General features: G+C 73.3%; 18 protein-coding genes. 5 read left to right on the top strand and 13 right to left on the bottom strand.

Going from position 1 to position 26,070, the window contains the following annotated elements:
* Positions 1–160: 160 nt before the first annotated feature.
* From OG776_RS08620 to OG776_RS08600, 5 genes are all read right to left on the bottom strand, one after another.
* The gene (locus OG776_RS08620; RefSeq protein WP_329319901.1) at positions 161–835 is read right to left on the bottom strand and encodes a response regulator transcription factor; all 675 of its coding nucleotides are present in this window, start codon (positions 833–835) and stop codon (positions 161–163) included.
* Positions 832–2,091, bottom strand: a complete 1,260-nt coding sequence (locus tag OG776_RS08615) for a sensor histidine kinase (RefSeq protein ID WP_329323675.1) — start codon at positions 2,089–2,091, stop codon at positions 832–834. Before OG776_RS08615 ends, OG776_RS08620 begins: the two co-directional genes overlap by 4 nt.
* 210 nt (positions 2,092–2,301) lie before the next feature.
* Complete coding sequence (locus OG776_RS08610; protein WP_148009601.1) at positions 2,302–3,150, bottom strand: ABC transporter permease; 849 nt, start codon at positions 3,148–3,150, stop codon at positions 2,302–2,304.
* The gene (locus OG776_RS08605) at positions 3,147–4,088 is read right to left on the bottom strand and encodes an ABC transporter ATP-binding protein (protein ID WP_329319899.1); all 942 of its coding nucleotides are present in this window, start codon (positions 4,086–4,088) and stop codon (positions 3,147–3,149) included. The genes OG776_RS08610 and OG776_RS08605 overlap by 4 nt, the downstream gene beginning before the upstream one ends.
* 344 nt (positions 4,089–4,432) lie before the next feature.
* The gene (locus tag OG776_RS08600; protein ID WP_148009599.1) at positions 4,433–4,912 is read right to left on the bottom strand and encodes a carboxymuconolactone decarboxylase family protein; all 480 of its coding nucleotides are present in this window, start codon (positions 4,910–4,912) and stop codon (positions 4,433–4,435) included.
* A 661-nt stretch (positions 4,913–5,573) separates the two neighbouring features.
* Here OG776_RS08600 and OG776_RS08595 point away from each other — a divergent pair.
* Together OG776_RS08595 and OG776_RS08590 are read left to right on the top strand one after the other, a co-directional pair.
* Positions 5,574–5,999 (top strand): hypothetical protein, encoded by a 426-nt coding sequence (locus OG776_RS08595; protein WP_148009598.1) that lies wholly within the window; start codon positions 5,574–5,576, stop codon positions 5,997–5,999.
* Between the two features lie 163 nt (positions 6,000–6,162).
* Positions 6,163–7,377: a carbohydrate-binding protein gene (locus OG776_RS08590; protein ID WP_329319895.1), complete on the top strand. Its 1,215-nt coding sequence runs from the start codon at positions 6,163–6,165 to the stop codon at positions 7,375–7,377.
* A 35-nt stretch (positions 7,378–7,412) separates the two neighbouring features.
* On the opposite strand, the gene OG776_RS08585 is transcribed toward OG776_RS08590, so the two are convergent.
* A complete protein-coding gene (locus OG776_RS08585) occupies positions 7,413–8,702 on the bottom strand; it encodes an alpha/beta hydrolase family protein (protein ID WP_329319893.1) in 1,290 nt (429 codons plus the stop codon).
* 289 nt (positions 8,703–8,991) lie between these two features.
* On the opposite strand from OG776_RS08585, the gene OG776_RS08580 reads away from it, so the two are divergent.
* Positions 8,992–11,124, top strand: coding sequence for an FUSC family protein (locus tag OG776_RS08580; protein WP_329319891.1), 2,133 nt, complete (start codon positions 8,992–8,994; stop codon positions 11,122–11,124).
* A 157-nt stretch (positions 11,125–11,281) separates the two neighbouring features.
* Here OG776_RS08580 and OG776_RS08575 read toward each other — a convergent pair whose 3' ends face one another.
* Positions 11,282–13,186, bottom strand: coding sequence for an N-acetylmuramoyl-L-alanine amidase (locus tag OG776_RS08575; RefSeq protein ID WP_329319889.1), 1,905 nt, complete (start codon positions 13,184–13,186; stop codon positions 11,282–11,284).
* A gap of 395 nt (positions 13,187–13,581) precedes the next feature.
* Positions 13,582–15,207: a M1 family metallopeptidase gene (locus OG776_RS08570; RefSeq protein WP_329319887.1), complete on the bottom strand. Its 1,626-nt coding sequence runs from the start codon at positions 15,205–15,207 to the stop codon at positions 13,582–13,584.
* 809 nt (positions 15,208–16,016) lie between these two features.
* Here OG776_RS08570 and OG776_RS08565 point away from each other — a divergent pair.
* Complete coding sequence (locus OG776_RS08565) at positions 16,017–18,749, top strand: SpoIIE family protein phosphatase (protein ID WP_329319885.1); 2,733 nt, start codon at positions 16,017–16,019, stop codon at positions 18,747–18,749.
* Between the two features lie 184 nt (positions 18,750–18,933).
* On the opposite strand, the gene OG776_RS08560 is transcribed toward OG776_RS08565, so the two are convergent.
* The 5 genes from OG776_RS08560 to OG776_RS08540 all read right to left on the bottom strand — a co-directional run bounded on the left by OG776_RS08560 (position 18,934) and on the right by OG776_RS08540 (position 24,286).
* On the bottom strand, positions 18,934–20,109 hold the full coding sequence (locus tag OG776_RS08560; protein WP_358752080.1) for a PP2C family protein-serine/threonine phosphatase: 1,176 nt from the start codon (positions 20,107–20,109) through the stop codon (positions 18,934–18,936).
* A gap of 465 nt (positions 20,110–20,574) precedes the next feature.
* Positions 20,575–21,309, bottom strand: a complete 735-nt coding sequence (locus OG776_RS08555; RefSeq protein WP_148015076.1) for a DUF1345 domain-containing protein — start codon at positions 21,307–21,309, stop codon at positions 20,575–20,577.
* A gap of 131 nt (positions 21,310–21,440) precedes the next feature.
* The gene (locus OG776_RS08550; RefSeq protein ID WP_148009798.1) at positions 21,441–22,646 is read right to left on the bottom strand and encodes a cytochrome P450; all 1,206 of its coding nucleotides are present in this window, start codon (positions 22,644–22,646) and stop codon (positions 21,441–21,443) included.
* Between the two features lie 28 nt (positions 22,647–22,674).
* Positions 22,675–24,069, bottom strand: coding sequence for an NAD(P)/FAD-dependent oxidoreductase (locus OG776_RS08545; protein WP_148009799.1), 1,395 nt, complete (start codon positions 24,067–24,069; stop codon positions 22,675–22,677).
* Positions 24,059–24,286: a ferredoxin gene (locus tag OG776_RS08540; protein WP_148009800.1), complete on the bottom strand. Its 228-nt coding sequence runs from the start codon at positions 24,284–24,286 to the stop codon at positions 24,059–24,061. The genes OG776_RS08545 and OG776_RS08540 overlap by 11 nt, the downstream gene beginning before the upstream one ends.
* Positions 24,287–24,604: 318 nt before the next feature.
* On the opposite strand from OG776_RS08540, the gene OG776_RS08535 reads away from it, so the two are divergent.
* Positions 24,605–26,059, top strand: coding sequence for a hypothetical protein (locus OG776_RS08535; protein WP_148009801.1), 1,455 nt, complete (start codon positions 24,605–24,607; stop codon positions 26,057–26,059).
* Positions 26,060–26,070 lie beyond the last annotated feature (11 nt).

Genomic DNA, 26,070 nt, shown 5'->3' with positions numbered 1-26,070 from the left:
CGGCCGGACAGGCCGCGGTGCCGTCGCGCACGCGGCGGACGAAGAGGGCTTCGGGGCACGGCGGTTCGCCGGTCACCGCAGGAACGCGACCGTCCTGGCGGGCCCGTCGCGGGAGGCATGCACGGAGCCCGCGCGGCACGGTTCCCTGCTCGCCGTCCGGTCAGGCGGTGCTGTTGGGGCGGGCGAGCCCCAGGTCGTAGGCGAAGATGACGGCCTGGATCCGGTCGCGCGCGCCGATCTTCGCGAGGACCCGGCCGACGTGGGTCTTGACGGTGGACTCCGACAGGACGAGACGCGCGGCGATCTCGCCGTTGCTCCAGCCCTGGCCGATGGCCACCAGGATCTCCCGTTCACGATCGGTGAGGGCGCGCAGTCTCGGGTCGGTCTCGGCGTCCGCCGTGCTCCGGTGCGGCAGATGCCGGGCGTAGGTGTCGAGGAGACGCCGGGTCAGGGCCGGGGCGATGACGGCGTCCCCCGCGGCGACGGCGCGGATGCCCGCGAGGAGCTCCTCCGGCCGGGCGTCCTTGAGGAGGAAGCCGCTCGCCCCGGCGCGCAGGGCCGCGTGGGCGTACTCGTCCAGGTCGAAGGTCGTCAGGACGAGGATCCGTGAGCGGCCGCCCGTCGCGATGATCCGGCGGGTGGCCTCGATGCCGTCCATGCCCGGCATCCGTACGTCCATGAGGACGACGTCGGGGCGGAGTTCCGCCGCCTTGCGCACGGCCTCGGCGCCGTGCGCGGCCTCGCCCGCCACCTCGGTGCCGGGGACCGACTCCAGCAGCATGCGGAAACCGAAGCGCTGCAGGGGCTGGTCGTCCACGATGAGTACGGTGGTCACGGGGTACCGCCTTCGGAGCCGGGGAGCGGGGTGAGGTCGAGGATCGCCTGTACGGTCCATCCTCCGCCGGGGTGCGGGGCCGGCCCCGCGTGAACCATGCCGCCGTACAACGCCGCCCGTTCGCGCATGCCGGCGAGGCCGTGCCCCTCCTCGTTCGGCGGACCGGCCGGCCGCGAGCCGCCCGGTGGCCCGGTGTCCTCGACCCGGATGCGCAGCCGCGAGCCCTCCACGCCGATCGCGAGGTGGATCCGGGTGTCGGTGCCCGCGTGCTTGAGACTGTTGGTCAGCGCTTCCTGGACTATCCGGTAGACCGTCAGCTGCACACCGCCGTCCAGCGCGTCCGTGTCACCGGCCGTCCGGTAGGTGATCCGGGGGCCGGCGGAGCGGATGCGCGCGCAGAGCGCGTCGATGTCGGCGACGCCCGGCTGGGGACTGAGCGCGGGGGTCTCGGCCTCCTCGCGCAGCACTCCGAGCATGCGGCGCAGCTCGCCCAGGGCCTGGCGGCCGGTGTCGCCGATGAGCAGCAGCGCCTGCTTGCCCCGTTCGGGCGTGACGTCGCTGGCGTAGGCACCGGCGTCGGCGAGAGTGATCATGACGGCGAGGTTGTGGCCGACGATGTCGTGCATCTCGCGGGCCACCCGGGCGCGTTCGGTGGCCGCCGCCAGCCTGCTGCGCTGGTCGCGTTCGATCTCCAGCCGGGCCGCCCGCTCCCGCAGCCCGGCGAGCTGGGCCCGCCGGATACGCACCGCCATCCCCACGGCGACGGCCGCGATCGCGGCGCTGAACAGGAAGAACAGCGCGTCTCCGACGGACACCACGACGGAGACCCGCACGGCCACCAGGACCAGACCGCCCGCCGTGACCGCGCACGCCCACGCCAGCTGCCGCAGCGTGCCGTGCAGCGTCAGGCTGTACAGGGCGATCAGCAGGGCGACGTCCGCGCGCAGCAGCGCCCCGAGCGACCACTGCAGCAGGAAGACCGCCGTCACGACGGCGAAGGCCGCGGCGGGATTCCTGCGCCGCCACAGCAGCGGCACCACCAGTCCGGCCTGCAGGGCCAGCATCCCGGCGAGGGGCGGGCGGGTGAACCGCGCGGCGAGCTCGCGCCGGGCGTCGTGCCCGTGCACCAGGTCCGGCAGGCAGAACATCAGGAAGACCAGGACGACCACGGCCGTGTCCAGCACCCACGGCCGCGCCCGGTCCGCCTGGCGCAGCCACTGACCGCCCCGGGTCAGCCGGGCGAACAGCGGGCTCATACCGGCGGTGTCGTCGGCCGTCACGGTGTCACCTGTCCATCGGGGGCGGGGCCGGGTCGTGCGGGGCTGGGTGGCGCGGGCTGGGCTCTGTGCGGCTGGGTGGTGCGGTGCCGGGTCGTGCCGGGCTGGACCGTGCGGAGCGGTCGGCGCGGCGCCCGGACGGGCCGGACACCGCGTCGACCGCCGACGACACGCGGGGCGAGCGGGCCGTCAGGCGTCGCTGCGCACCAGCCGGAAGGCCGCCCCCGCCGAGGCCAGCACGGTCCAGCCGAGGAAGACGACGAGCCCGGCGGTGGGCGACAGGGTGGAGCCGTCGTGGGTGAGGGCGAACATCGACTCGCCCGCGTTGCTCGGCAGATACGGACTGATGTCGTCCTGCCAGGAGGTGGGCAGCAGCGAGATCAGGCCGGGGACCAGCATCAGCGCGCCGACCAGTACCGAGATTCCGCCCGCGACCGAGCGCAGCAGTGCGCCGAGGGCGGTGCCGATCACCCCGACCAGGCCGAGGTAGAGGCCCGCGCCGAGCAGACTGCGCACCACGCCCGGGTGCGAGAACGTCATGGCCGCGCTCGTACCGGACACGATGTGGCTCGCGAATAGGAAGGTGACGAACGCGCCGGCCGTGCCCACGGCGAGCGAGACCAGACCGAACACGGCCGACTTGGACCAGAGCACCGGCAGCCGGCGCGGCACCGCGGCCAGCGTCGAGCGGATCATCCCGGTGGAGTACTCGCCCGCCGTCACGAGCACGCCCAGGACACCCAGGGCGAGCTGCGCGAAGTTCGTACCGAACAACGACAGGCTGACGGCGGTGGAGCTGGCGAAGTCCGGGTCCATGTGGTGGCCGGAGCCGATTCTCGACCTGAACTGGGCCGCGGCGATCAGCCCGAAGGCCACCAGGAAGACCAGGCCGAGGCCGAGCGTGATCCAGGTCGAGCGCAGGGACCACAGTTTGGCCCACTCCGAGCGCACCACCCGGCGTCCGGTCACCCGGTAGTCCGGACGCGTGGCCGGCGCGGGCGGCGGGGCGGAGGTCTCGGTCGCGGTGATGGTGCTCATGCGGCCCTCCCGTGGGTCTCGTCGCCGGCGCCGGTGGAACCGTGGTACTCGACGGCGTCCCTGGTGAGGTCCATGAACGCCTCCTCCAGGGACACGGACCTGGCGCTGAGTTCGAACAGCGCGATGCCGTGCTCGGCCGCCGTCAGACCGATCTGGCGTGCCGTCACCCCCGTCACGTGCAGCTCCTCGGAGCCCGCGCTGCCGGTGATGTCGACGCCGGGCCCGGCCAGCACCTCCCGGAGCCGGGCCGGGTCGGCGGTGGCCACCTTCACGGTGTCGCCGCCCACGTCGCGGATCAGGTCCCGCACGGTGGTGTCGGCCAGCAGCCGGCCCCGCCCGACGATGATCAGGTGATCGGCCACCAGCGCGACCTCGGTCATGAGGTGCGAGGAGACGAAGACGGTACGGCCCTCGGCGGCGAGTCCGGTGAGCAGGTTGCGGATCCACAGCACGCCCTCGGGGTCGAGCCCGTTGACCGGCTCGTCCAGCATGACCGTCTGCGGATCACCCAGCAGGGCCGCCGCGATGCCGAGGCGCTGGCCCATGCCGAGCGAGAACGCGCCCGCCCGCTTCCTGGCCACGCTGCCGAGCCCGGCCAGCTCGATGACCTCGTCGACCCGGCGGCGCGGGATGCCGTGGGTGAGCGCGAGCGCGTGGAGGTGGTTGTACGCGGAGCGGCCGGGGTGGATCGACCGGGCCTCCAGCAGCGCGCCGACCTCCTGCAGCGGGGCGGCGTGCTGGGCGTAGCGGCGGCCGCCGACCCGTACGGAGCCCGCGCTCGGGGCGTCCAGCCCGACGATCAGGCGCATCGTGGTCGACTTCCCCGCGCCGTTGGGTCCCAGGAAGCCGGTGACGGTGCCGGGGCGGACGACGAAGTCGAGACCGTCGACCGCCGTCTTCTCCCCGTACCGTTTGGTCAGCTGCTGTGCCTCGATCATCGCCCATCCCTCGGGTCCGGGCGCCACACCGGTTCAGGAGCGCCTCACCTGCGACGTTAGACTCCGCCGAGCCGGTGAGCCGTGGTACCGGGGGGTGAACTACGGCCATCGGGTGGTACCGCGGTACCACCCGCGGCGCCGCGAGGGTGATCGAGGACGGTGACCGTGCGTCGGCCGCGCCCGACTCCCGGCGCCGGTGGATCCGGACCGGGACCGGACGGGGACCGGCTGGGGACCGGCCGGGCGCCGGGCCGGGACCGGGCCTGGGACCGAGCGGGGGTGTTCCCGCCCGGTGGAGCGGGCTCCGGCGTCCCGGGCCCCGACGCGGGGCCGGTCCGTCCGGGTCAGCCGAACTGGCCGGGCTGGTAGTCGCCCGCGGGCTGCCGGACGATGACGTTCATGCGGTTGTACGCGTTGATGAGCGCGACGAGGGACACCAGCGCGGCGAGCTGCTCCTCGTCGTAGTGCTTGGCGGCGTTCGCCCAGACCTCGTCGGACACGCCTCCGGCGGCGTCGGCGATCCGGGTGCCCTCCTCGGTCAGCTCCAGGGCGGCGCGCTCCGCGTCGGTGAACACCGTCGCCTCGCGCCAGACCGCCACCAGGTTGAGCCGGAGGGCGGACTCACCGGCGTGGGCGGCGTCCTTGGCGTGCATGTCCGTGCAGAAGCCGCAGCCGTTGATCTGGCTCGCCCGCAGCTTCACCAGTTCCTGGGTCGCGTGGGGCAGCGTCGAGTCCGTGACGGCCTTGCCCGCCGAGTTGATGTGCCGGGCGAACTTGGTCGCGAGGGGGCTGCCGTAGAAGTTGAGACGGGCATCGGCGTTCATGGTGGTCTCCTCTTTCGCGTCGGTGGATACACACCCTTGACGGACCGGCCCGGCGGGACGTGACGTCGGAGCGGACACGTTCGGATGTGACCTGCGTCTCTCCGGCCGGACGGGCGCAGCGGATGCGGCGGAGGCCGCGCGGTCGCAGCATGAGAGCCAGAGGTCTCGCCTCAGCGCCGAGCCGGGGGACACCTCGCGCCCTCGGCCCGACACGGCGGCTCAGGCCGCGGAGGTGCCCGATGGCTCCACCCGATACGACGCGTGGCCCCGCACCTGCATCCGGCTCCGGCCCCCGGCCCGGGCCGGGACCGGGCCCGCGGCGTCCGGCCGGGCCGACGCGTCCGGTCGTGAACCGCCGCACGGCCGGGGCGTCTTCCTGGGCTTCGCGCCCTGGATCGTCTTCGACGTCGTGGCGAGTCCCCGTACGGGGAAGTACGCCGCCCTGGCCGCGCTCGTCACCGCGCTGGCGCTCGACGTTCCCGAACTGCGGCGCGGGAGCCTCAAGGTGAGTACGCGGCGGCACCGGGAGACGCACCGGGACCTGGTCCGGGGGACCTCCGGGAGACCTCCGGGAGACCCAGAGGGTGACCGCGTTCCCGGAGAGCGGCCTCGCACGCTAGGGTGAGCGGCCATTCGTGCAGGTGAGGGGTAGGGGAGTCGCATGCTGGATCACTCGGAGGACAGGCTCCTGGAAGAGGCCCTCGGCGCGATCGCCGGGCAGGGGCGTCTCGGCGCGAAGTTCGCGGCCAGGTTCCTCAAGCACGACGTCCACGAGATCGAACTGCGGCTGCCGCTCGGCTTCGACCTCGCGCTCGAACGCGTCCGGGGGAGCCTGGCCGAGTCGACCGGCGCCACGGATCCGTCCCTGCTGCGGGACGGGGCCGACCTGGTGGCGCTGCGCGTGCTGGCGGGGGCCGGATTCGCCGCGATGAACCCGGTCGTGGTCACGGTCACCGTCACCCGTGCGGAGCCGGACAGCACCGGGATACGGGTGCGGGCGGTGGCCAAGGAGGGCCTGATCAAGCAGCACGCGGGGGAACGGACCGCGCAGCGGGTGGCGTCGGCGCTGGAGGACGGACACGGGTGACCCGGACGGGCCCCGCGTCCCGTACGCGGGGGTCACCGCCGCGGCGGAGGTAAAGAATTCGCATGGTCTAGTCCAAAGGGGAATCTGGTCTAGGCCAATCCATTGACATGGCCGCAACAGTCTCACGAAGCTGAGCGAACCCCCTCTCCCCTGGAGGCACGCAGTGAGACGTCTTCGCGCCTGTCTGGGCGCAGTCGCCGCCGTAGGAATCGCCGCGGCGGGCACGACCGCACTGATCGCGGGCAGCGCCTCCGGCGCGACCTCCGCCCTCAGCAACCGCTGGTACGCCGCGGCTCCCTATCTGATGCCACTCGACAACGACCCGCCGGACGCGGCCGCCATCATGGACGCCACCGGTCTGAAGGCGTTCCAGCTGGCCTTCGTCCTCGCCCCCAACGGCGGTGGCTGCAGCCCCACATGGGGCGGCACAGCCGCCGTCTCCTCCGACACGGCCGTCCAGTCGGTCGTCAACACCATCCGGGCCAGGGGCGGCGACGTCTCCGTCTCCATCGGCGGGTACGGCGGGACGAAGCTCGGCCAGGTGTGCTCGGACGCCTCCTCCACAGCCGCGGCCTACCAGCAGGTCATCACCAAGTACGGCCTGCACGCCATCGACTTCGACCTGGAGGAGCCGGAGTACGAGAACACCGCGGCCGTCAGGAACGAGATCGGCGCCGCCAAGATCCTCCAGCAGAACAACCCGGGCCTCTACGTCTCCGTCACCACCGCGGGCACGGCGGACGGCACCGGCTGGTTCGGCAAGCAGATGCTGCTGGAGGCCAAGTCGCAGGGGTTCACCCCGAACAACTTCTCCATCATGCCGTTCGACGGCGGCTTCAACGGCGCGGCCTCGCAGACCGGGGCGCTCACCAACTTCAACCAGATCCTGCAGTCCACCTTCGGCTGGGACCAGGCGACCGCCTACGCCCACGAGGGCTTCTCCGGGATGAACGGGCGCAGCGACGCCGGCGAGTACTTCTCGCAGGCCGACTTCCAGACCGTGCTGGACTACGCGACCGGTCACCACATGGACCGCTTCACGTTCTGGTCCCTCAACCGCGACCGCCAGTGCACCCCGGCGGACAACGGCGGCCGTACGTCCGGCACTTGCTCCAGCGTGGCACAGAACGCCTGGGACTTCGCGAAGTACTCGGTGAAGTTCGCCGGGGCGACGCCGCCCACCTCGACCCCCACTCCCACCCCGACCTCTACGCCCCCGGGTACGGGGTGCAAGACGGCCTGGAGCTCGGCCGCCGTCTACACCGCCGGCAACGAGGTGTCGTACAACCAGCACAACTGGAAGGCCAAGTGGTGGACCCAGAACGAGACTCCGGTCGCCTCGGACTGGGGTGTCTGGCAGGACGAGGGCGCCTGTTGAGGCCCTGACGCGAACGGGGGCGGGGATCTCCGGGGTCAGGCCCCGGGGACCCCGCCCCCTTGTGCGCCGGTGCCGGTGCCGGTGCCGGTACCGGTGCCCGGGCGGCCGGACGGATCCGGCGGGCCGGGGGCCAGTCGCGCGTCCAGCCAGTCGAAGATCCGCTGTTCGAACACCGCGCGGCCCATCGGCTCGCCGTGCAGCTGGGCTCCCTCGGCCTCGGTGAAACAGACCAGCGCCTTCGGACCGGGCAGCGCGTCGTAGAGCCGTCTCGAGGCACCGGGCCAGAGGCGTTCCCCTTCCGGCATGGTGATCAGCAGCGGGGTGGTGATCCGCGCGGCCACCGGGGTCACGTCGTACCGGCCGATCTCGGCCAGCAGGTCGTACGGCGAGTAGACCCCGTACGGCCGGGCCCGCCCGCGCCACCGCGCGGCGAGCGCCGGGTCCGCGGCCAGTGCCTCGCGGACCACGTGGTCGAACGCGTCCCGGTCACCGGAGTCCCACAGGCCCCGCACCTCCGGGCCGAGGCTGTGCCACCAGCTCTCCACGACGGCGACGACACCCGGATCGGCGACCGCGGCCGCGATCCGGTGCTCGAACGCGAGCGCGCGCGGCACCCAGTATCCGGCCTGGCCGACCCCGGCGAGCGCGATACGCCCGGCGTCGACGTCGGACCGCGCGGACAGGAGGTCCACGACCGGTGTGACGACCTTCTCCCAGTCCGGACGGAACGTCACCCCGCGGTCGAACAGCATGGACTGCTGGCCGGGCCCGTCGAACAGCAGCGCACGGTACCCCCGGGCGACGGCCGGCGCGCCGAGCAGCGTCCAGGCGGAACTGACCGCACCGGCAGCGCCGTTGTTGACGATCACCGTCGGCAGCCGGCCGGGCGGGCCGGGCGGGCCGAGCAGGTAGCCCGGCAGTGTTGTGTCCTCGTACGGGACGGCCACGCGCTCGGCGGGCGGGTCCCACGCCCGTGCGAACCGGTCGAAGCACGCGCGGTGCTCCGCGAACACCTCGCGCAGACGCGTCTGCGGGTCCTCGCACGACTCGGCGCCCGCCAGGGCCAGGGCGAAATACCCCGCGGCCCGCAGGAACGCGTCCCGGGCGGTGACCCGCCTGCCACGGGACGCGCTCCGCTCAGCCTGCTCCCGGACGCGCCGGCCGAGCGCGGCCCAGGTCCAGAACCAGGTCTCGCCTCCGGCGCCCGCCACGGTGGCCGACGTCGCCAGCACCTCGCCCACGTCCGCGCCGTGCCACCAGACGGAACCCAGCGCCATCCGTATCTCGTGGTCGAACTGGTCGTTCTCGTGGAACCGGTACGCCATGGCGACTCCCGTTGCCCGGCCCGGCGGACGCCCCCGGGCCGTGACCGCACCGTCCCAGGCTACGAGTCTCCCCACCCGCCCGCACCCGGCGACCACGGCCGCCACCGGCACCGCGTGCGCGGCACCTCCGCCGGGTCGAAAATGAGCGGGGGTCCGGTCGCCGGCGAGCCCGCGCGGCGTCTGCCGAGAGGATCGTCCGCATGTGCCCCACCCGACGCAGGAGCGCACCGCAGCCGTCTCCGTCACGGACCGGCCGGGCCGGGCGGCCCCGCGCGGGCGGCGAGCGGGTATGAGACCCGGGCCCGCCCGTTCCGCGGTCCTGCGGCGCTCCGTACAGGTCACCTGCTCGGCGGCCGCGGGCTTCTACGTCTTCCTCTACGGCCTCCACGAACCCGTGACGGCGCTGTACGCGCTGTTCACGCCGATCGCGCTCGGTCTGCTGTCCGCCATCCCCGGCACCGGCCGCCGGCAGGCGTGGATCACGCTGCGGACCCTGCCGTTCGGGCTGGCCCTCGTCGCGCTGGGCACCATGCTGGCGCAGTCCACGGCGGCCGCCGTGGCCGGCATGCTGGTCGCCGGGTTCCTGCTGAGCTTCAGCGTCGTGGCCGGACCGCGCGCGGCGGGACCCGCCACCGGTCTGCAACTCCTCTACATCCTCGCCTGCTTCCCGCCCTACGCCCCCGAAACGCTGGGCGGCCGGCTGACCGGGGTGGCCGTCGGCGTCGCCCTCCTCGCGCTGTGCCAGGCCTACCTGTTGCGCGGCCCGCCCGCCCGGAGCTTCCGGGCTCTGCTCGCCGACGCCCTGGAGACGGGCGCGGTGGCGGCGGCCGAGCCGGACCGCGTCCCCGTCGCGACCCTGCGGGAACGGAGCGAGGGGATGCGGTTGTCCCGGGTCGCGCCCGGCGAGCGGCCCACCGGCCCGGGACGCGGGGACCGGGCGCTCGGACAGGCGGGCGCCGCGGCCCGCAGGATCCTGGACCAACTGGCCTCCCAGTCCGAACTCTCCGCATCCGAGGGTGTGCCCCTGGGCAGGGACCCGGCCTCCGCGGCGCTGCGCGCCCGCGTCGCGGACGCGTGCGCCGGCACCGCGGCGTCCCTGCGCACCGGCCGGCCGCCGCCGACGGCCGGCCCGCTGCGGGAGGAGATCCAGGGGTTCCAGGCGGACCGGATCCGCCGCTCGGCCGATCCCGCCGAACGGGCCGTGGACGGCCGGGTGCTGCGCGGGCAGGCCGCGGTGCTGACGCTGGCGGAGTCCGCGTGGATCGCGGTGACCGCCGTCGAGGTCGCCGCCGCCGGACGCCGCCGCACACCGCTCTCGCCCCGCGACCTCTTCTGGTACGTGGACCTGCCCACGTCACGGCTGTGGGTGCGCCGGATCGCGGGCAACGCGACCCATCGCTCCGTGTGGTTCCAGAACGCGGTACGGGTCGCGTGCGGCCTCGCCGTCGCCCGGCTCGTCGCGGGCACGCTCGACCTCGCGCACGGATTCTGGGTCCTGCTGACGGTCCTGACCCTCGCGCGCACCACGGTCGGCGCCACCTGGCGCGCGGTCCGCGAGGCGGTGACCGGCAATCTGGTGGGAGCCGTCGCGGCGGGCGCGCTGCTCATCGCCGTAGGCCGGCACCTGGACGCCTACGCGATCCTCCTCGTGCCGGGCATGCTCGTGGCCTTCGCCCTGGGACCCCTGCTGGGAGTCGCCTGGGCCCAGGGGCTGTTCACCCTGGTCGTCTCGCTCGCCTTCGCCCAGATCACCCCGACCACCTGGCGGCTGTCGGAGGCACGTCTCGTGGATGTCGTCACCGGCAGCGTCATCGGCCTGCTGTGCGGACTGCTGGCCTGGCCGGCGGGGGCGCGCAAGGAGGTCCGCCGCACCATGGCGGGTCTGCTGCGCTCCTGCGGGGCCCTGGTCCCCGCCACGGTCGAGGCGCTGCTGGACGCGCCGGACGCCGATCCCTGCGCGCCCTCCACCTATCCCGCCCTGCACCACCTGCGGCTGGCGGAGGCCGCCTACGCCCAGTTCCGCAGCGAGCCGCCCGTCGCGGGGGAAGGGGTCCAGGCCGACTGGCACGGGGTGCTCGTGGTGGCCTACCACACCGTGCTGGGTGCCCAGCGGCTCCCCTGCTTCGAGGTGCCGTCCGCCGACGTGCCGCCGGATGCCTGCGCCTGGGCACGCAGGACCGCCGCGGAACTGACGACGGACGTGGAACGCGTCGCCGTGCACCTGACGAAGGACCGGGGACCCGCTCCCGGGCGGCGGCCCTGCGCTCCACCGCTGCCCCGGCACCATCCGGGGCTGCCCACTCTGGTCGATCTCGAGGTGTGGCTGACGGCGATGGATCACCAGCTCCGCCGCATCGAGGCCTCCCTCGCCGGACCACCGGCCGACCATGAGGGCGGCGGACCGTCTGGGGAGACGGGGTGAAGGGGTGAAGGGGTGACGGCGTGACGGCGTGACGGGGAAGCCGACCGTGACACCGTCCCAGCCCGCGCCGGGGCCTTCCGTCCGTCGTCCGTCTTCATCCGCCAGTCTTCTGCCGTCTGCCGTCTGCCGTCTGCCGTCTGCCGTCTGCCGTCTGCCGTCAGTCGTGGGGCGGGGCCGCCTGTCCCGCCGTGGGCTCGGACCCCTGGGACTCGATCACGTCCACGTCGCTCGCCCGGACGAAGGCGATCCGGTGCCCGAGCTGGATCTCGTACCACTGCTCACGCCCCGTCACGACCGGGCTCGGCACGTCACGGAACTCCGACCTGTCGATGTGGGACCCGACGAGACGGGCCTCGGTCGCGTACCGCTGACCCGCGAGGAAGTGGTACGGCAGCGGCGACTCGGCCTCCTCCTCCACGCCGTCGGGGTAGGCGTCCTTCTCCGGGAGGGCACGCCCGTAGACCGGGACCTCGCTCAGGCCCGGCCTCGGAGTCACCATCCGGCCACGCGCGCCGACGGCGGTCGGGTGGTCCGGCGCGTTCTTGAACCACGCCCGCTGACCCTGGTACCAGATCGCCGTCCAGTCGCCCTCGTACCCCGCCACCGCGAAGGTCTGCCCCGTGGAGACCCGTGCTCCCAGATCGTCGACGTCCACCGTGGAGGCCTCGCCCTTCGGGCGCCGGCCGGGGTCCTGGACCAGCGGAGCGCTCTCGTCCGGCGCGGTGCGCAGGCGCACCGCGCCGGAACCGTGCGCCGCGCAGGGCGTGCCGGCCCCGGCGCAGCCCGTGAACGTCGGCTGGTGGCCGGCGTAGTCCGGCAGCACGGTCACCAGGTCGCTGTCGGGCCCGGCGGTGGCACGCAGCGGGGCGCCGAGGAGGTCGAAATAGTGCCGCCAGTCCCAGAAGGGCCCCGGGTCGTCGTGCATCCCGGGAATCGACGAGGCGGTCGGACCCGGCACGTTGTCATGCCCGAGGATGTGCTGACGGTCGAGCGGGATGTCGTACTTCTTCGCGAGGTAGCGCACCAGCCGGGCCGACGCCCGGTACATCTGTTCCGTGTACCAGGTGTCGGGCTGTTTGAGGAATCCCTCGTGCTCGATGCCGATCGAACGGGCGTTCACCAACTGGTTTCCGGCGTGCCAGGCGATGTCCTTGGTCCTGACGTGCTGGGTCACCTGGCCGTCGCTGGAACGGATCGAGTAGTGCCACGACGGCTGCTTCGGGTTCCGGACGGTGTGCAGCATCGACGACATGTCCGCCTCGGTGTCGTGGATGACGATGTACTCGATCTTCTGGTCCCTCGGCCGGTCGGCCACGTCGTGGTTGCCGTAGCTGCCGTCGTCCGTCCGCTCGTACGGCGCCCCGATCCAGTCGCAGTCCAGCTCCGGCGGGCACTCGACCTCCTGCGCCCGGCGCGCCTTCTGCACGTCGGCGGCGCGCGGGCGCACCCGCGGGCTCGCGGGAAGGGTGACGAGCTCTCCGTCGTCGGTGGTGCGGTGCGCGCCCTGGCGGATCAGGGCGAACACGTCGTTCGCGTACGTCGCGGCCGACGCGGCGTCACCCGTGCCCGAGAAGCGTGCGACGGCGTCCCACCAGTCCTCGGGGTCGGAGCTGAGCGGCTTGCCGAGCCGGCGCTGCACGGCGGCCAGGAGCGCGGCGCCGCCGCGCACGTTGGCGGCGGCGTCCGTCCGCAGCCGTACCGCCGGGGTTCCGATCAGACGGGCGGCGTGGCGCAGGTCCGCCGGCTGGTCGGCGCGGTCGCCCGGGGGGCCCGCGGCGATCGCGGGTCCTCCGGCCCGCCCCTCCTGGGACGTCGACGGGTCCTGGGCCCGGCGGGTGTCCACCAGGTGCATCGGACCGTAGCCGCCGGCGACGCTCGGGGTGCCGGGCCGGGTGTCCCAGCGCGACTGCAGGTACGAGACGCCCATGAGCACGCTGCGCGGTACGTGGTACTCGTCCGCCGCGTCGGTGAAGACGTTCTGCAGCTTCCGGTCGTCCGTCGGGCTCCCGCAGGCCGGGGTGCCGGTCAGCAGGGGAACCAGGAGAGCGGCGGACGCGGTCATGCGGACGGTCCGGCGGTGCCCTCGTCCGGCGCCGGGGACTCGGCGGGTGGAACGTCTCTTCATCGCGGAAGGTCTCCAACCATGCTCGTCGCGGCCGGGACAAGGAGTTGCCCCTTGCACCACCCCCTGTACGTTTCCGTGCCCGACACGCGACGGCGCGCCGAGCGTCACCGATGTGGACCAGCGGCCGGACGGAGGCCACCCGGTCGGCGGCAGGATCATCAGATCTGATGGACGGTCAGCGACTTTTCCGTCCCGTGCGTGAGTGATCGTGACGGGGGTGCCGCGGCGCCGCGTGGTGGCCGGGCGGGGCCGGGTGACGAGCCGTTACGGAATGCTGACGGTCCGGGTGCCGGGTGCGGGGGAGCGTGGCCGGACGCTGACCGCGCGGCGGCTCAGCCCCGGACCGGTTCCTGGTGCCAGTCGGGGTGTCCCGGCATGGGCGGGGTGTGCCCCCCGTACAGCCACGGGGTCAGAAAGGCGCTCAGATCCCGGCCGGCGACCTCCGACGCGAGCGCGACGAAGTCGTGGGTGTCGGCGGCCCGTCCCTGATAAGTCGTCACCCAGGACCGTTCGATCTTTTCGAAGGTCTTCTCGCCGACCTTCTCCCACAGGGCGTAGAGGACCAGCGCCGAACCGTCGTAGCGCATCTGCTTGAACAGGTGCCCGTCCGCCTTGGGTTCGGCGGGCGCGCCGTCGTCACGACGCCACTGGTCGTGCTGTTCGTACGCCGTCCGCATCACGCTCTCGAAGCTCTCGCCGCCGTGGCCGGCGGAGTACAGGCGTTCGTAGAAACGCGCGTGACCCTCGCTCAGCCACAGGTCGGACCAGCGGCGCACGGCGACGCTGTCGCCGGTCCACTGATGGACCAGCTCGTGGACGAGGTTGCGCTCGGCGCCGATCCGGTCGCCGAGCAGGTCGGCCCTCGGCAGCACGGACAGGGACTGCGTCTCCAGGGCCACCGGCAGGTCGGTGTCCGCGACCAGGATCCCGTAGCGGCGGAAGGGGTACGGGCCGAGCCGCTGTTCCAGCCAGGTCAGATGCGCGGGGGTGAGCGAGCGGTAGGCCTTGGTGCCGGCGATCAGCCGGTCCGGGACCACGTCGCGGAGGGGCAGCCCGTGCGGGCCGGTGCTCTCGACGGACGTGAACTTCCCGATCGCCAGCTGGACCAGCTGGGCGGCGACCGGGTGCTCGGAGTCGTACGTCCAGCGGACGCGCCCGTCGGGCCGCCGGACGCGTTCGACGAGCCTGCCGTTGGCCACCGCCCCGAGACCCGGGGGTGTGGTGATGTGGAAGGTGTACGGCGCTCGCAGACTCGGATGGTCGTTCACCGGAAAGACCATTTTGGCGCCGTCCGGCTGCGGGTAGAGCACGGTTCCGTCGGGGGTCGGCACCCAGCCGTAGTCCGCGATGGCGTCGCCGCGGTGCCGTTGCCGGGCCGGGTCGGCGGTGTAGCCGACCCGCACGGTGAAGGCGGTCCCGCGGGGGATGGGCCGGGCGGGGGTGACGACGAGTTCGTCGCCGGCGCGGACGGCGCGCGCCCGGACGCCGTCCACGGTGACCTCGCGCAGCGTGTTGCCGGCGAAGTCGAGGTCGAAGCGGGAGAGCGCCTGGGTGGCGGTGGCGTCGACGGTGGTGCTCGCGCCGAACGGGGTCTTCGGGGCCACCCAGTCGAAGTCGAGGGTGTAGCGCCGGACCGTGTAGCCGCCGTTGCCGTCGAGGGGCATGAGCGGGTCGCCGAGCCCCGCGGCGCCGGGGGAGGGGGCCGCGGCGGGCCGGGTCGGCTCGGCGGGCGGCGCGGGGGAGGGGCCGGGGGCCTGGATGTCGAGGTGGACGGAACGGGGGTCGGAGCGGCGGTCGGACTCCTCGGAGGGGAGGGCGCCGACGAGGGCGACCGCCCCGGCGATCCCGACGGCGCCTCCGAGGGTGAGGAGGACGGCCGTGCGTCGGGAGCGGGGGCCCCTGCGGGGTCGTTCCCGCGGGCCCGCCTCGTCCGGGGGTGGCGTGAGCGACGCGCTCATCGCGGGAACCGGTCCTCGCCCCGGCACGCGCGCACCGGCGGGCCCCCGGCCCGGGATGACCGGACCGGCACGCGTGCGCCCCGGAGGGAGGGGGTTTCCGCGGCCGGGTGTGTGGGCCGGGGCGAGGCGGCATGGGCGGTGGGGTGCGGCGCGCTGGAGGGGAGGGGTCGCGCGGCCGGGTGGATGGGACGGGCCGGCCTGGCTCGCGTGGTGGGGTGTACGGCTCGGGGCGAGGCGGCATGTGCCGTGGGGTGCGGCGCGCTGGAGGGGAGGGGTCGCGCGGCCGGGTGGATGGGACGGGCCGACCCGGCTCGTGCGGTGGGGCGGCCGGTCCGGGACGAACGGGATCGCGTGTGCGGACATGCGGGCGTGCGCGCATCGGTCCAAGGCCGCGCGGGCCCGACGCCGGCCCCCGCCCGGCGCAGCCCGTCGCCGGTCCGCGGGCGCAGGCGGCTCGCGGCCCCGCCGGGGACCTGACCGAGGACGGTCGCGATCTTCATGGCCGCACTATGGCACCCAGGGACACGAGAGTCGCTCATCACCTCATATCAACCGCCCGCATGGACTACCCGGACGCGGGAAACCGTGGCTGAGAGGTCTCCGTCCATGACGCGGAAGCGCGGACCCGGACGGTCGGCCCTCGATGTCGCCCTCCCCGGTCGTCGCTCCGCCCGTCGGGGCCGGTGACGACCGACCGTGCGGGTGGCCCGCCCCGCGGGGTGAGCCGGAGGGGTGAAGCGCCCGGCCCGGCGGGGCCGTTCCACGGGTGGCCCATGGCCGCCAGGGATCACCAGTGCTAGAAAGGTCACATGGCGAATCGTTTCGCCGGATTTGGACGGTTTTCACTCAGGCCGCTGGTCAGCAAGAGCCCGCGCAGCGTAGCCGGGCAGGTGTTGGTTCTCCAGGTGGCTCTGGTCGTGCTGCTCGTGGCCTTCGGCGTGCTCGGGCTCGCCCTGCAGTCGAAGCGCGACACCGACGCCGAGGCCAGACGCCGATCCCTCGCGGTCGCCCAGACCTTCGCGCACTCGCCCGGTGTCGTCGCCGCGTTGGACAGCCCTCAGCCGAGCAAGATCCTCCAGCCGCTCACCGAAGCCGCGCGCAAGGCGGCCGGAGTCGACTTCATCGTGGTCCTGAACACCAAGGGGATCCGCTACACCCACCCCCTGCCGGGCCTGATCGGAAAGCGGTTCGTGGGCAACATCGCGCCCTCGCTGGCGGGGAAGATCTACACGGAGAGTGTCAACGGCCCGCTCGGCCGCGAGGTGCAGGCCACCGTCCCCGTGAAGAACGACGCGGACAAGGTGGTGGGCCTCGTCTCCGCCGGGATGAAGGTCAAGAACGTGAGCAACCAGGTGGCCCGGCAGCTGCCGATCATCCTGGGCGCCGGGGCGGGAGCGCTGCTGGTCGCCACCGGCGGCACGGCACTGGTGGGCAGGCGGCTGCGACGGCAGACCCACAGCCTGGCTCCGGCGGAGATGACCCGGATGTACGACCACCACGACACGGTGCTGCACTCCGTACGTGAGGGCGTGCTGATCATCGGCGGGGACGGGCGGCTGCTGCTGGCGAACGACGAGGCCAGACGGTTGCTGGCGCTGCCCCCGGAGGCCGAGGGGCGGTTCGTGTCGGAGCTGTCGAGCCTCGACGACGAGACGGTGGCACTGCTCGTGTCGGGACGCGAGGCGACCGACGAGGTGCACTTCGCCGGAGAGCGGCTGCTCGCGGTCAACCAGCGGCCCACGGACCGCGGCGGTGGCCCCAAGGGCACGGTGGTGACGCTGCGGGACTCGACCGAACTCCAGGCGGTGACCGGCAGGGCCGAGACCGCGCGCGAACGCCTGAAGCTGCTGTACGACGCCGGAGTCCGGATCGGCACCACCCTGGACGTCCTGCGCACCGCCGACGAACTGGCCAGGGTCGCCGTGCCGCGCTTCGCCGACTTCGTCACCGTGGACCTGGCCGACGCGGTGCTGCGCGGGGAGGAACCCGGCCTCACCGCCACCGGCATGCGGCGCACTGCCGTGTGCGGCATCCGGAAGAACCACCCGCTCTACGAGAAGGGGCGGCTGATCGACTTCGTGCCCTCCACGCCCCAGGCGCGTGGCTACGGAACCGGTCACTCCGAGCTGGTGACCGACCTGTCCACCGCCACCGGCTGGCACGCACAGGACCCGGCACGCACCCGGCGGATCATCGACTACGGCATCCACTCCCTCATCGCCGCCCCGATCCAGGCTCGTGGCGTCGTGCTGGGCATGGCCAACTTCTGGCGTTGCGAGCACCACGAACCCTTCGACGAGGAGGAGCTGTCGCTCGCGGAGGAGCTGGTGGCCAGGGCGGCGGTCAGCATCGACAACGCCCGCCGTTACACCCGTGAGCACGCGCTGGCGGTCACCCTCCAGCGCAGTCTGCTGCCGCGGGCGCTGCCCGAGCTGAGCGCGCTGGAGGTCGGCTACCGCTATCTCCCGGCGCAGTCGGGTGTCAGCGGGGACTGGTTCGACGTGATCCCGTTGCCGGGAAGCCGGGTGGCGCTGGCGGTCGGCGACGTCGTCGGACACGGCCTGCACGCGGCCGCCACGATGGGACGGCTGCGGACCGCGGTGCACAACTTCTCCACCCTCGATCTGCCGCCCGACGAACTGCTCAGCCATGTGGACGACCTGGTGGGTCTCATCGACCAGGACGAGGCGGGTACGGACAGCGCCGTGGGCGTCGTGGGCGCCACCTGTCTCTACGCGATCTACGACCCCGTCACGCGGCGCTGTGTCATGGCGAGCGCGGGGCACCTGGCACCCGCGCTCGTCCACCCCGACGGGACGGTCACCTTCCCGGACCTGCCGGCCGGACCTCCTCTCGGTCTCGGCGGCATGCCGTTCCTGACCACCGAGCTGGAGCTCGCGGAGGGGACCCAGCTGGTGCTGTACACCGACGGTCTGATCGAGGACCGCCGGCGTGACCTGGACGTGGGGATGGACCTGCTCGGCGCCGCCCTCGCGGGTCACCCGGACCGTACGCCCGAGGAGAGCTGCGGGGCCGTGCTGGAGGAGCTGCTGCCGGGACGCCCCAAGGACGACGTCGCCCTGCTCATCGCCCGCACCCGCGGGCTGCCCCGGGACCGGATCGCCGACTGGGACGTGCCGCTCGACCCGGCCGCCGTCGCGGGCATGCGCGACGCCCTGTCCCAGAAGCTCGACGAGTGGGACCTGGCCGAGCTCGGCTTCGGCATGGAGCTGGTCCTGAGCGAGCTCATCACCAACGCCATCCGCTACGGCTCCGAGCCGATCCACGTACGGCTGATCCGCGACCGCACGCTGATCTGCGAGGTGTCCGACGGCAGCAGCACCTCGCCGCATCTGCGGTACGCGGCCACGACGGACGAGGGCGGTCGCGGCCTGTTCCTGGTGTCCCAGGTGACCGAGCGCTGGGGTACCCGGTACACGCCTCAGGGCAAGGTGATCTGGGCCGAGCAGGCGCTGCCGCCGACCACCGCGGAGCCCGGCCAGGAGCCCGCCGAGCAGGCGGAGCAGGCGGACCCGGTCTGACACCGTCACCCCCGAGACGGCCGGCCCCGGCCCCCACGCCCAGGCTCTCCCGTCCCACCCGCTCGCCCCTGCCCCCGCTGTCGCCCCGGGATGCCTCGGCCCGCTGTCCACGGCATCGGCACCGGCACCGGTCCCGGTCCACGGCACCGGTCCCGGCCCGGAGCACCCGTCCCGGCCCGCGGTCCTAGTCCCGGTCCGGGGGCTCTCCCGGGATGCGGTACGCGGCCAGGGCGGCGGTGTCGTCGTCGAGGTTCCCGCCGCTGTGCGCCAGCAGGTCCTGGTGGAGGCTGTCGAGGAGTTCGCGGGGCGGCAGGCGGCACCAGGACCGGGCCCGTTCGGCGAGCGGGTAGAACCCCCCGGCGCGGTCCCGCGCCTCGGTGACCCCGTCGGTGTACAGCAGCAGCTGGTCCCCGGGGTGGAAGGGCACCACGTCCACGTGGTAGTCGTCCCCGGTCAGGACGCCGAGGTTGAGCGGCAGTGAGGGGTCCGCCGAGTCCAGCTCGGTGACGGTGTCACGGTCGATGAGCAGCGGCGGCGGGTGGCCGCAGTTCACGATGCGGACGACGGGTTCGTCGTCGGGAATCTCGGCGAACACGGCGGTGACGAAGCGTTCCGCGCCCTCGCTGCCCGGCAGCAGCGCGGCCCTGCGGTTCATGCTCTTCTCGACCCGGCGCGCCACCCCGGCCAGATCGGGTTCGTCATGGGCGGCCTCACGGAAGGCGCCGAGCATCGAGGCGGCCGTCTCCACCGCGACCAGGCCCTTGCCGCGGACGTCGCCGATGAGCAGGCGGACCCCGTACGCGGTGGGCACCGCCTCGTACAGATCGCCCCCGATGCGGGCCTCCGCGGCGGCCGACAGATAGAGGGTCTCCACCGAGATCGTGCCGAGCCGGCGGGGCACCGGGCGCAGCAGCACGCGCTGGGCGGTCTCGGCCACGGAGCGCACCGTGGCCAGGGTCCGTTCCCGGCGGATCCGGTGGGCGGCCAGAATCGTGCCGAGGACACCGACCAGCGCGGTGGAGATGTACGAGGCCACGTAGTGGCGTTCCCACAGATAGCCCACCGAGCGGCCCGCGCAGCAGGGGGTGCCGGCCAGGACGCCTTCGAACACCACGGCGAACACGGTGACGGCGGCGACGACCGCGGGCCCGTGCGCGTAGGCGGCGACCAGGGGGAGAGCGATGAGCAGGAAGCTGATCGGCCACTGCACCGGGGTGACGGGTTCGAGCAGCAGGAGGAAGGCGACGTAGAGGGCCGGCAGCCACCGCATCCACACGGGCGTCGCGGGTCCCTGCAGACCCGAGGCGCCCGCCCGCTCCGCACGGCGCCGCTCGGCTCCCCGGCTGCCGGGCCACCTCACTGCGCGCTCCGGGGGTGGCCCGGCGTCGGCGGAAGGGGGCGGGGAGAACGGGACGGGCGCACCGGGGAGGAGCCAGGGCCCGGACGGAGGTCCTGGCGGATCCACTCAAGCGGCCTGTGCACGAGAACTCCCGGCGGGCTCGGTCAAGACAACCGCCCTGATGCGGCTCGACAGCTCGACCCGATCATGGCTCCGGCAAGGGCATGTCAGGATCTTCGGGGCAATCCTACGACGAGGAGATCCCCATAAGGGCGTGAACCGCATCGGACCGGGGGAATCGCCGTGAATCGGTGCAAGCGGCACGGGGTCCCGCGTCCGGGGTCCTGACGATGCTGGTCCTGGACGTCACCGAGCGCTGGAACGCCCGCCGGCTCCCGTCACTGATCGACGACACCCGGGACCAGCATCGGCAGGACCCCGGACGCGGTGCGGACGGCCGGAGGCAGCCGGTGCCCGACTCCGGCGTCAGCGGAGGATGTTGACCGCGCGGGCGACCACCAGCACCACGGTCACCAAGGAGATCGAGGACTGCAGCATCATCAGCATCTTGGCCCAGCGCGAGAGGGGCATCACGTCCGTCGGGCTGAAGGCCGTGGAGTTGGTGAACGACAGGTACAGGTAGTCCAGGAACGCCGGTTCCCAGTCGGCCGGCGCGGTCTCCGGGCTCTGCATCTGCACGAAGAGGAAGTCGGCGAACTGGTGATGGCCGCGGGCCCGTGCCATCGGCCCGCCGCGGTCCCACTCCCAGTACCACAGGGCGAACACGATGACGTTCGTGAGCCAGATCCCGCCGCCGGTCAGCAGCAGCGGCCCGGCATCCTCACCCTCGGTGCCGTTCACCAGCCCCGCCACGAGCCTGACCGCCGCCCAGCCGTTGGCCAGGCTGATCACGGAGATCAGTGCCAGGCCCAGCCACCGCAGCCACCGGCCGCGCGGCTCCACCCGCCGGGGATTCGCCGCGACCAGACCGGCCAGCAGTACCGCCTCCAGGGCGGGCAGCGCCCAGTACGGCTGGAGGGCGAGCCCGTGCGGCACCGCCAGCTGGAGGGCGACCGCCACCAGGATCACCGCGGTCACCGCCCAGCGGGGCTCGCCACGCGTCGCCCGACGCCAGGCCGGTGCCACCTCCCGCTCCCGGTTCTCCAGGAGCCGCTCGATCCTGGCCAGCCGGCTCTCGGCGTCGTTCGTCCCGTCGGTCATGGCGAGCATTCTCCCGGGTGCCCCGCCGCCCAGGAGACCGCCCTGCCCGCTGCCCGCCGGCTGACCGCCGCACCGGCCGTCTCCGTGCCGCGGACGGTGCCCGGCCCACCCGCCCGGACGGTCTCCGGAACTCAGTCCGTCAGGCCCCCGATCGCCACGGGAAGATGACGCGGGCCGCGCAGCACCGCGTTCGCCCGGTACGGCGGCGGGTCCTCGAGCAGGCTGAAGTGCGCAACCCGGCGGAACAGTTCGGGCACGGCCGCGTGGAGTTCCATACGGGCGAGCGGGGCGCCGAAGCAGTAGTGGATGCCGGTGTAGAAGCCCAGGTGCTCGTTGTCCTCGCGGTCAGGATCGAACCGGTCCGGGTCCTTGAAACGCCTCGGGTCGCGATTGGCCGCGGCCAGCATCAGCCAGACCGGCGAGCCCTTGGGGATCGTGGTGCCGGCGACGTCGATGTCGGCCAGCGCGGTGGTCCACGGGACGAACTGGACCGGAGGCTCGTACCGCAGCACCTCCTCGATGAGGGGGACGGCCAGACCCGGATCGTTCTGGAACCGATCGAGGACGTCGGGGTGGCGCAGCAGCGTGAGGGTCGTATTGGTGATCGCGTTGACGGTGGTCTCGTGACCGGCGACCAGCAGCAGCACCGCGGTGGCCTCCAGGTCCTCCGGCGTCATGTCGGGGGCGAGCGCGCTGAGCATCCCGGGGCCGGGGCGGCGGCGCCTGGCCTCGATCAGACCGGCCAGATAGGCGCCCAGGTCCGCGCGCGCCCGCTGTGCCTCCTCCCGGCCGTCCTCGCCGGACCGTGGATCGAGCGACGACGCCAGCGCGTCCGCCCAGCCGTGGAAGCGAGGTTCGTCCTCGCGCGGTATGCCCAGGACCCTGCAGATGGCCGTGACGGGCAGGGGGTAGGCGAAGTCCTCGACGATGTCGACCCGCTCCTTGCCGTCGAAGGCGTCCAGCAGCTCCGTGACGACCCCGGCCAGGTCACCGCGCAGACCGTCGAGGAACCTGGGGCTGTGCGGCGGTCCGAACGGCCGGTTGATGGTGTCGCGCAGCCGGTCGTGCACCGGCGGGTCGGTGAAGATGAAACTCGGCGGCAGACCGGTCTCCTCCGCCGGCTGCCCGACGCGGGCGTAGCCCGGCGGACGGTTCCGCGTGTCGTTGCTCAGCCGTGGGTCGTTGGCCAGGCTCCGCACCTCGTAGTAGGTGCTGACCAGGTAGGTGCCGTCGTCCTCCCGCCTGACCGGTGTCTCGCGCAGCTTCGCGTAGAGCGGGTACGGATCGGCGCGATGGGCGTAGTCGGCGATCTGCGCGGAGAGGGGGCCGGACGTCATGGCGTCTCCTCGGGGCTCGGGCCGGTAGTCAGGCACGCGACGGAACGAACTCGACACGCCGCTCGCTCGGTGAGTGCCCCGTCAGCGTGACGGTGGGCCCGTGGGTGGGCAGGTGCGGGTCGGGGAACGCCGGGTCGGCCGCCTGGAGCGTCTCGGTGCGGCGGTCGACCGTGCGGTACTCGGGCGGGAAGGGCGCGCCGGCCGCGATCTGCTGCTCGTAGAACCCCAGCCACTTGGCGCCGTCGAAGGACACCGCGGCGATGACCCGGCCCCGGTACCCGTACACCGCCACGAACCGCTGCTCGTCGAGCGCTCCCTGCGGGACGACCAGACGATCTCCGAGCGAGGGAACCCCCACCGACTTGATGTTGACGCCGAACTGGGAGGACCAGAACATCGGCAGCCACAGGTGCGGACGGCGGTCGGGCCCCGCGCAGATCATGTTGTGGGCGGCGATCTCGGCCTGCTCGACCGCGTTGCCCCAGTGCTCCAGCGACAGGAACTGGTAGTCGAAGAGCGGGTGGGGGCTGCGCGCGACATCACCGGCGGCGTAGATGTCGTCGGTGACGATGCCGTTGACGTCGAGCACCCGGCACCCGGCGTCGCAGGCGATCCCGCGAGGACCGGCGGCCAGTCCCGAGCCGGCGAGCCACTCGGTGTTCCGCACCGCGCCGAGCGAGACGACCGCCACGTCCACGTCGATCGCCGAGCCGTCGGACAGATGGGCGCGCCTGAGGTGCCCGACGTAGTCGCCCTCCAGGGCGGTGACACTGATGCCGCAGCGCAGGTCCACGCCGTGCGCGCGCTGCAGCCGGTCCGCGACCGCGCCGATCACGCCGCCGAGGGCACCCACCAGCGGCGCCGGACCCCGTTCCGTCACCGTGACGTCGAGACCCAACTCCCGGCAGGCCGAGGCCACTTCCGAGCCCGTGAAGCCGGCGCCGATCACCAGGACCCTGGACACGCCCCCGGTCAGCGTCCGGCGCAGGCGCGCGGAGTCGTCGCGCGTGCGGAGCACGAACACCCCGTCCAGCGCGGCCTCTTCCGGGTTGAACCAGGGGCGCGCCCGGGTCCCGGTGGTGATCAGCAGGCGGTCGTAGGCCACGGTGTCGCCGTTCGCCAGGCGAACCTGCTGGGCGTCCCGGTCCAGGCTCTCGGCCGCGACGCCCAGCCGCCATTCGGCGGCGATGTCCCGTCTCCGCGGCAGTGCCGTGTCCTCGGGCCGTGACCGCCCGAGCAGCGCCTGCTTGGACAGCGGCGGCCGGTCGTAGGGCTCGTACGGCTCGTCACCGATCATGGTCAGTGATCCGGTGAAGCCCTGGTCGCGCAAGGTCTCCGCGGCGCGCAGACCCGCCAGCGAGGCACCGACGACGACGATCCGGCCCCGGTGGCGCAGGACCTCGACGTCCGTGTCAGCCGGCATCGGGCTCCGCCCCCTTCGTCGGCTCCTCGGAGCGGTCGACGAGGATGGCCTGCACGGGGCAGGCCGCGGCGGCCTTCTCCACCCGCTCACGCTGGGTCTCGTCGAAGCGGGAGGAGAAGAGCAGCGACTCCTCGCCGTGCAGGGCGAAGACGTCCGGCGCGAGGAAGACGCACTGCGCGAATCCCTGGCACCGGTTGAGATCGACGACAAGCCTCATCGGGAACACGCTCCCTGCGCAGGGCCGCGGTCCCGGCGGGTCCCGCGTGCCTCCGCGCTCGGTCCGGACGGTGGCCGGCATGCCTCTCCCCAAGGATGGGCCTCGGGACGGGGCGCCCGCAACGCGAGGACCGCCGGGCCGGCCGATCCGGCCCGGGGCTGCCGGGGACCGATCGTGGCGGCGGGTCGTTGTCGGTCGTTGTTCCGCACGTCGAACACTATGAACACAACGCCAGAAGCATGGTTCTGGCGCGGTCCCGCTCCCTAGCATCGCCGCCGACGGCGCGCGGAAGCGCCGACGACGACAGGGAGCCGCCCCTTGGACAGGTCGAGAACGCCCGCCCCCGCCCGCCGGACGAGCCGCCGCCGGCGCGCCGGAACACTCACCTCACTGGCGGCGGCCGTCACGGCCGCCTTCACCGCGGCACCGCCCGGGCACGCGGACACCCCGTCGCCCGCCGCCGTCTCCTGCCCGGCGGACCTGGCGGGCCGGGCCACCTGCTACACCGGCACGGACGCCGACGGCGCCGCCTACGCGATCGCCGTCCCCGAGCACTGGAACGGATCGCTGGTCGTGCACGCCCACGGCGGGCCCGACCTCGGCGCGGGCTCGGACCCGCAGCGCAGCGTCGACGACCTGGCCCGCTGGTCGGTGATGGTGGACCAGGGATACGCCTGGGCGGGTTCGTCGTACCGCAGGGGCGGCTACGGCACCCGCATGGCCGCCGAGGACACCGAGAACGTCCGCCGCGTGTTCGTCGCCAACTTCGGCGAACCCGGGCGGACTTACGTGCACGGTCAGTCCTGGGGCGGGAACGTCGCCGCCAAGGTCGCCGAGGTGTACGGCACCCGCGGCGGACCGTACGACGGCGTGCTGCTCACCAGCGGCGTCCTCGGCGGCGGGTCCCGTGGCTACGACTACCGCGTCGACCTCCGGGTGGTCTACCAGTACTACTGCCGCAACCTGCCTCGGCCGACCGAGCCGCAGTACCCGTTGTGGCAGGGGCTGCGCGCGGACTCCACGCTGACGACGGCCGGGCTGCGCGCCCGCCTCCAGGAGTGCACGGGCAACGCCTCGCCGCCGCAGGAGCGCACCGCCCTCCAGCAGCGCAACCTGGACGACATCCTGGCCGTCACCGGTGTCCCGGAACGCACCCTGGAGTCGCATCTGCGGTTCGCGGTCTTCACGTTCCGGGATGTCGTGCACGAACGGCTCGGCGGCCGCAACCCGTTCTCCGACCGGGGCGTGCGGTACTCGGGTTCGCACGACGACAAGGCGCTGAACGCCGGTGTCGAGCGGTTCACCGCCGATCCGACCGCGGTGCGCGACCTGTCGTACGACAGTGACCTCACCGGCAAGGTGGCGATCCCGGTGCTCACCCTGCACGCGATCGACGACCCGACGGCGTTCGTCGAGCACGAGTCGGCCTACCGGGCCACGCTCAAGGGCGCGGGGCGGGACTCCCGTCTGGTGCAGACGTTCACCCACGAGTCCGAGCACAGCGAACTGAGCGACGCCGAGTACGCCAACTCCATCGCGGCGCTGGACGGTTGGGTGCGCACGGGCCGCAAGCCCACACCCCGGACGGTCGCGGCCTCCTGCCCCGCGTTCGACCGGACGTATGCCACGGGCTGCTTCTACGACCCCGGCTTCCACCCGGTCTCCTACGCCTCCCGGGTCCACCCACGACCGGGCGGCCTGCACTGGCCCGCGATGACGGCGGCGCAGGAGAAGCGCTGGAGCAGGATCGACGGAATCGGCATCGCCCCCTGAACGCCCCGGCC

It is taken from the genome of Streptomyces sp. NBC_01689 (assembly GCF_036250675.1).
GTDB lineage: Bacteria > Actinomycetota > Actinomycetes > Streptomycetales > Streptomycetaceae > Streptomyces.
The sequence above is the reverse complement of the archived record's forward strand: the minus strand, read 5'-3'. Positions and strand labels throughout refer to the sequence as shown.

What these genes read in the sequence shown, in the direction of transcription:
- OG776_RS08615 (WP_329323675.1), bottom strand. Translation starts at nt 2,091, where the DNA reads ATGAGCCCGCTGTTCGCCCGGCTGACCCGGGGCGGTCAGTGGCTGCGC.
- OG776_RS08610 (WP_148009601.1), bottom strand. Translation starts at nt 3,150, where the DNA reads ATGAGCACCATCACCGCGACCGAGACCTCCGCCCCGCCGCCCGCGCCG.
- OG776_RS08605 (WP_329319899.1), bottom strand. Translation starts at nt 4,088, where the DNA reads ATGATCGAGGCACAGCAGCTGACCAAACGGTACGGGGAGAAGACGGCG.
- OG776_RS08600 (WP_148009599.1), bottom strand. Translation starts at nt 4,912, where the DNA reads ATGAACGCCGATGCCCGTCTCAACTTCTACGGCAGCCCCCTCGCGACC.
- OG776_RS08595 (WP_148009598.1), top strand. Translation starts at nt 5,574, where the DNA reads ATGCTGGATCACTCGGAGGACAGGCTCCTGGAAGAGGCCCTCGGCGCG.
- OG776_RS08585 (WP_329319893.1), bottom strand. Translation starts at nt 8,702, where the DNA reads ATGGCGTACCGGTTCCACGAGAACGACCAGTTCGACCACGAGATACGG.
- OG776_RS08580 (WP_329319891.1), top strand. Translation starts at nt 8,992, where the DNA reads ATGAGACCCGGGCCCGCCCGTTCCGCGGTCCTGCGGCGCTCCGTACAG.
- OG776_RS08575 (WP_329319889.1), bottom strand. Translation starts at nt 13,186, where the DNA reads ATGACCGCGTCCGCCGCTCTCCTGGTTCCCCTGCTGACCGGCACCCCG.
- OG776_RS08570 (WP_329319887.1), bottom strand. Translation starts at nt 15,207, where the DNA reads ATGAGCGCGTCGCTCACGCCACCCCCGGACGAGGCGGGCCCGCGGGAA.
- OG776_RS08565 (WP_329319885.1), top strand. Translation starts at nt 16,017, where the DNA reads ATGGCGAATCGTTTCGCCGGATTTGGACGGTTTTCACTCAGGCCGCTG.
- OG776_RS08555 (WP_148015076.1), bottom strand. Translation starts at nt 21,309, where the DNA reads ATGACCGACGGGACGAACGACGCCGAGAGCCGGCTGGCCAGGATCGAG.
- OG776_RS08550 (WP_148009798.1), bottom strand. Translation starts at nt 22,646, where the DNA reads ATGACGTCCGGCCCCCTCTCCGCGCAGATCGCCGACTACGCCCATCGC.
- OG776_RS08545 (WP_148009799.1), bottom strand. Translation starts at nt 24,069, where the DNA reads ATGCCGGCTGACACGGACGTCGAGGTCCTGCGCCACCGGGGCCGGATC.
- OG776_RS08540 (WP_148009800.1), bottom strand. Translation starts at nt 24,286, where the DNA reads ATGAGGCTTGTCGTCGATCTCAACCGGTGCCAGGGATTCGCGCAGTGC.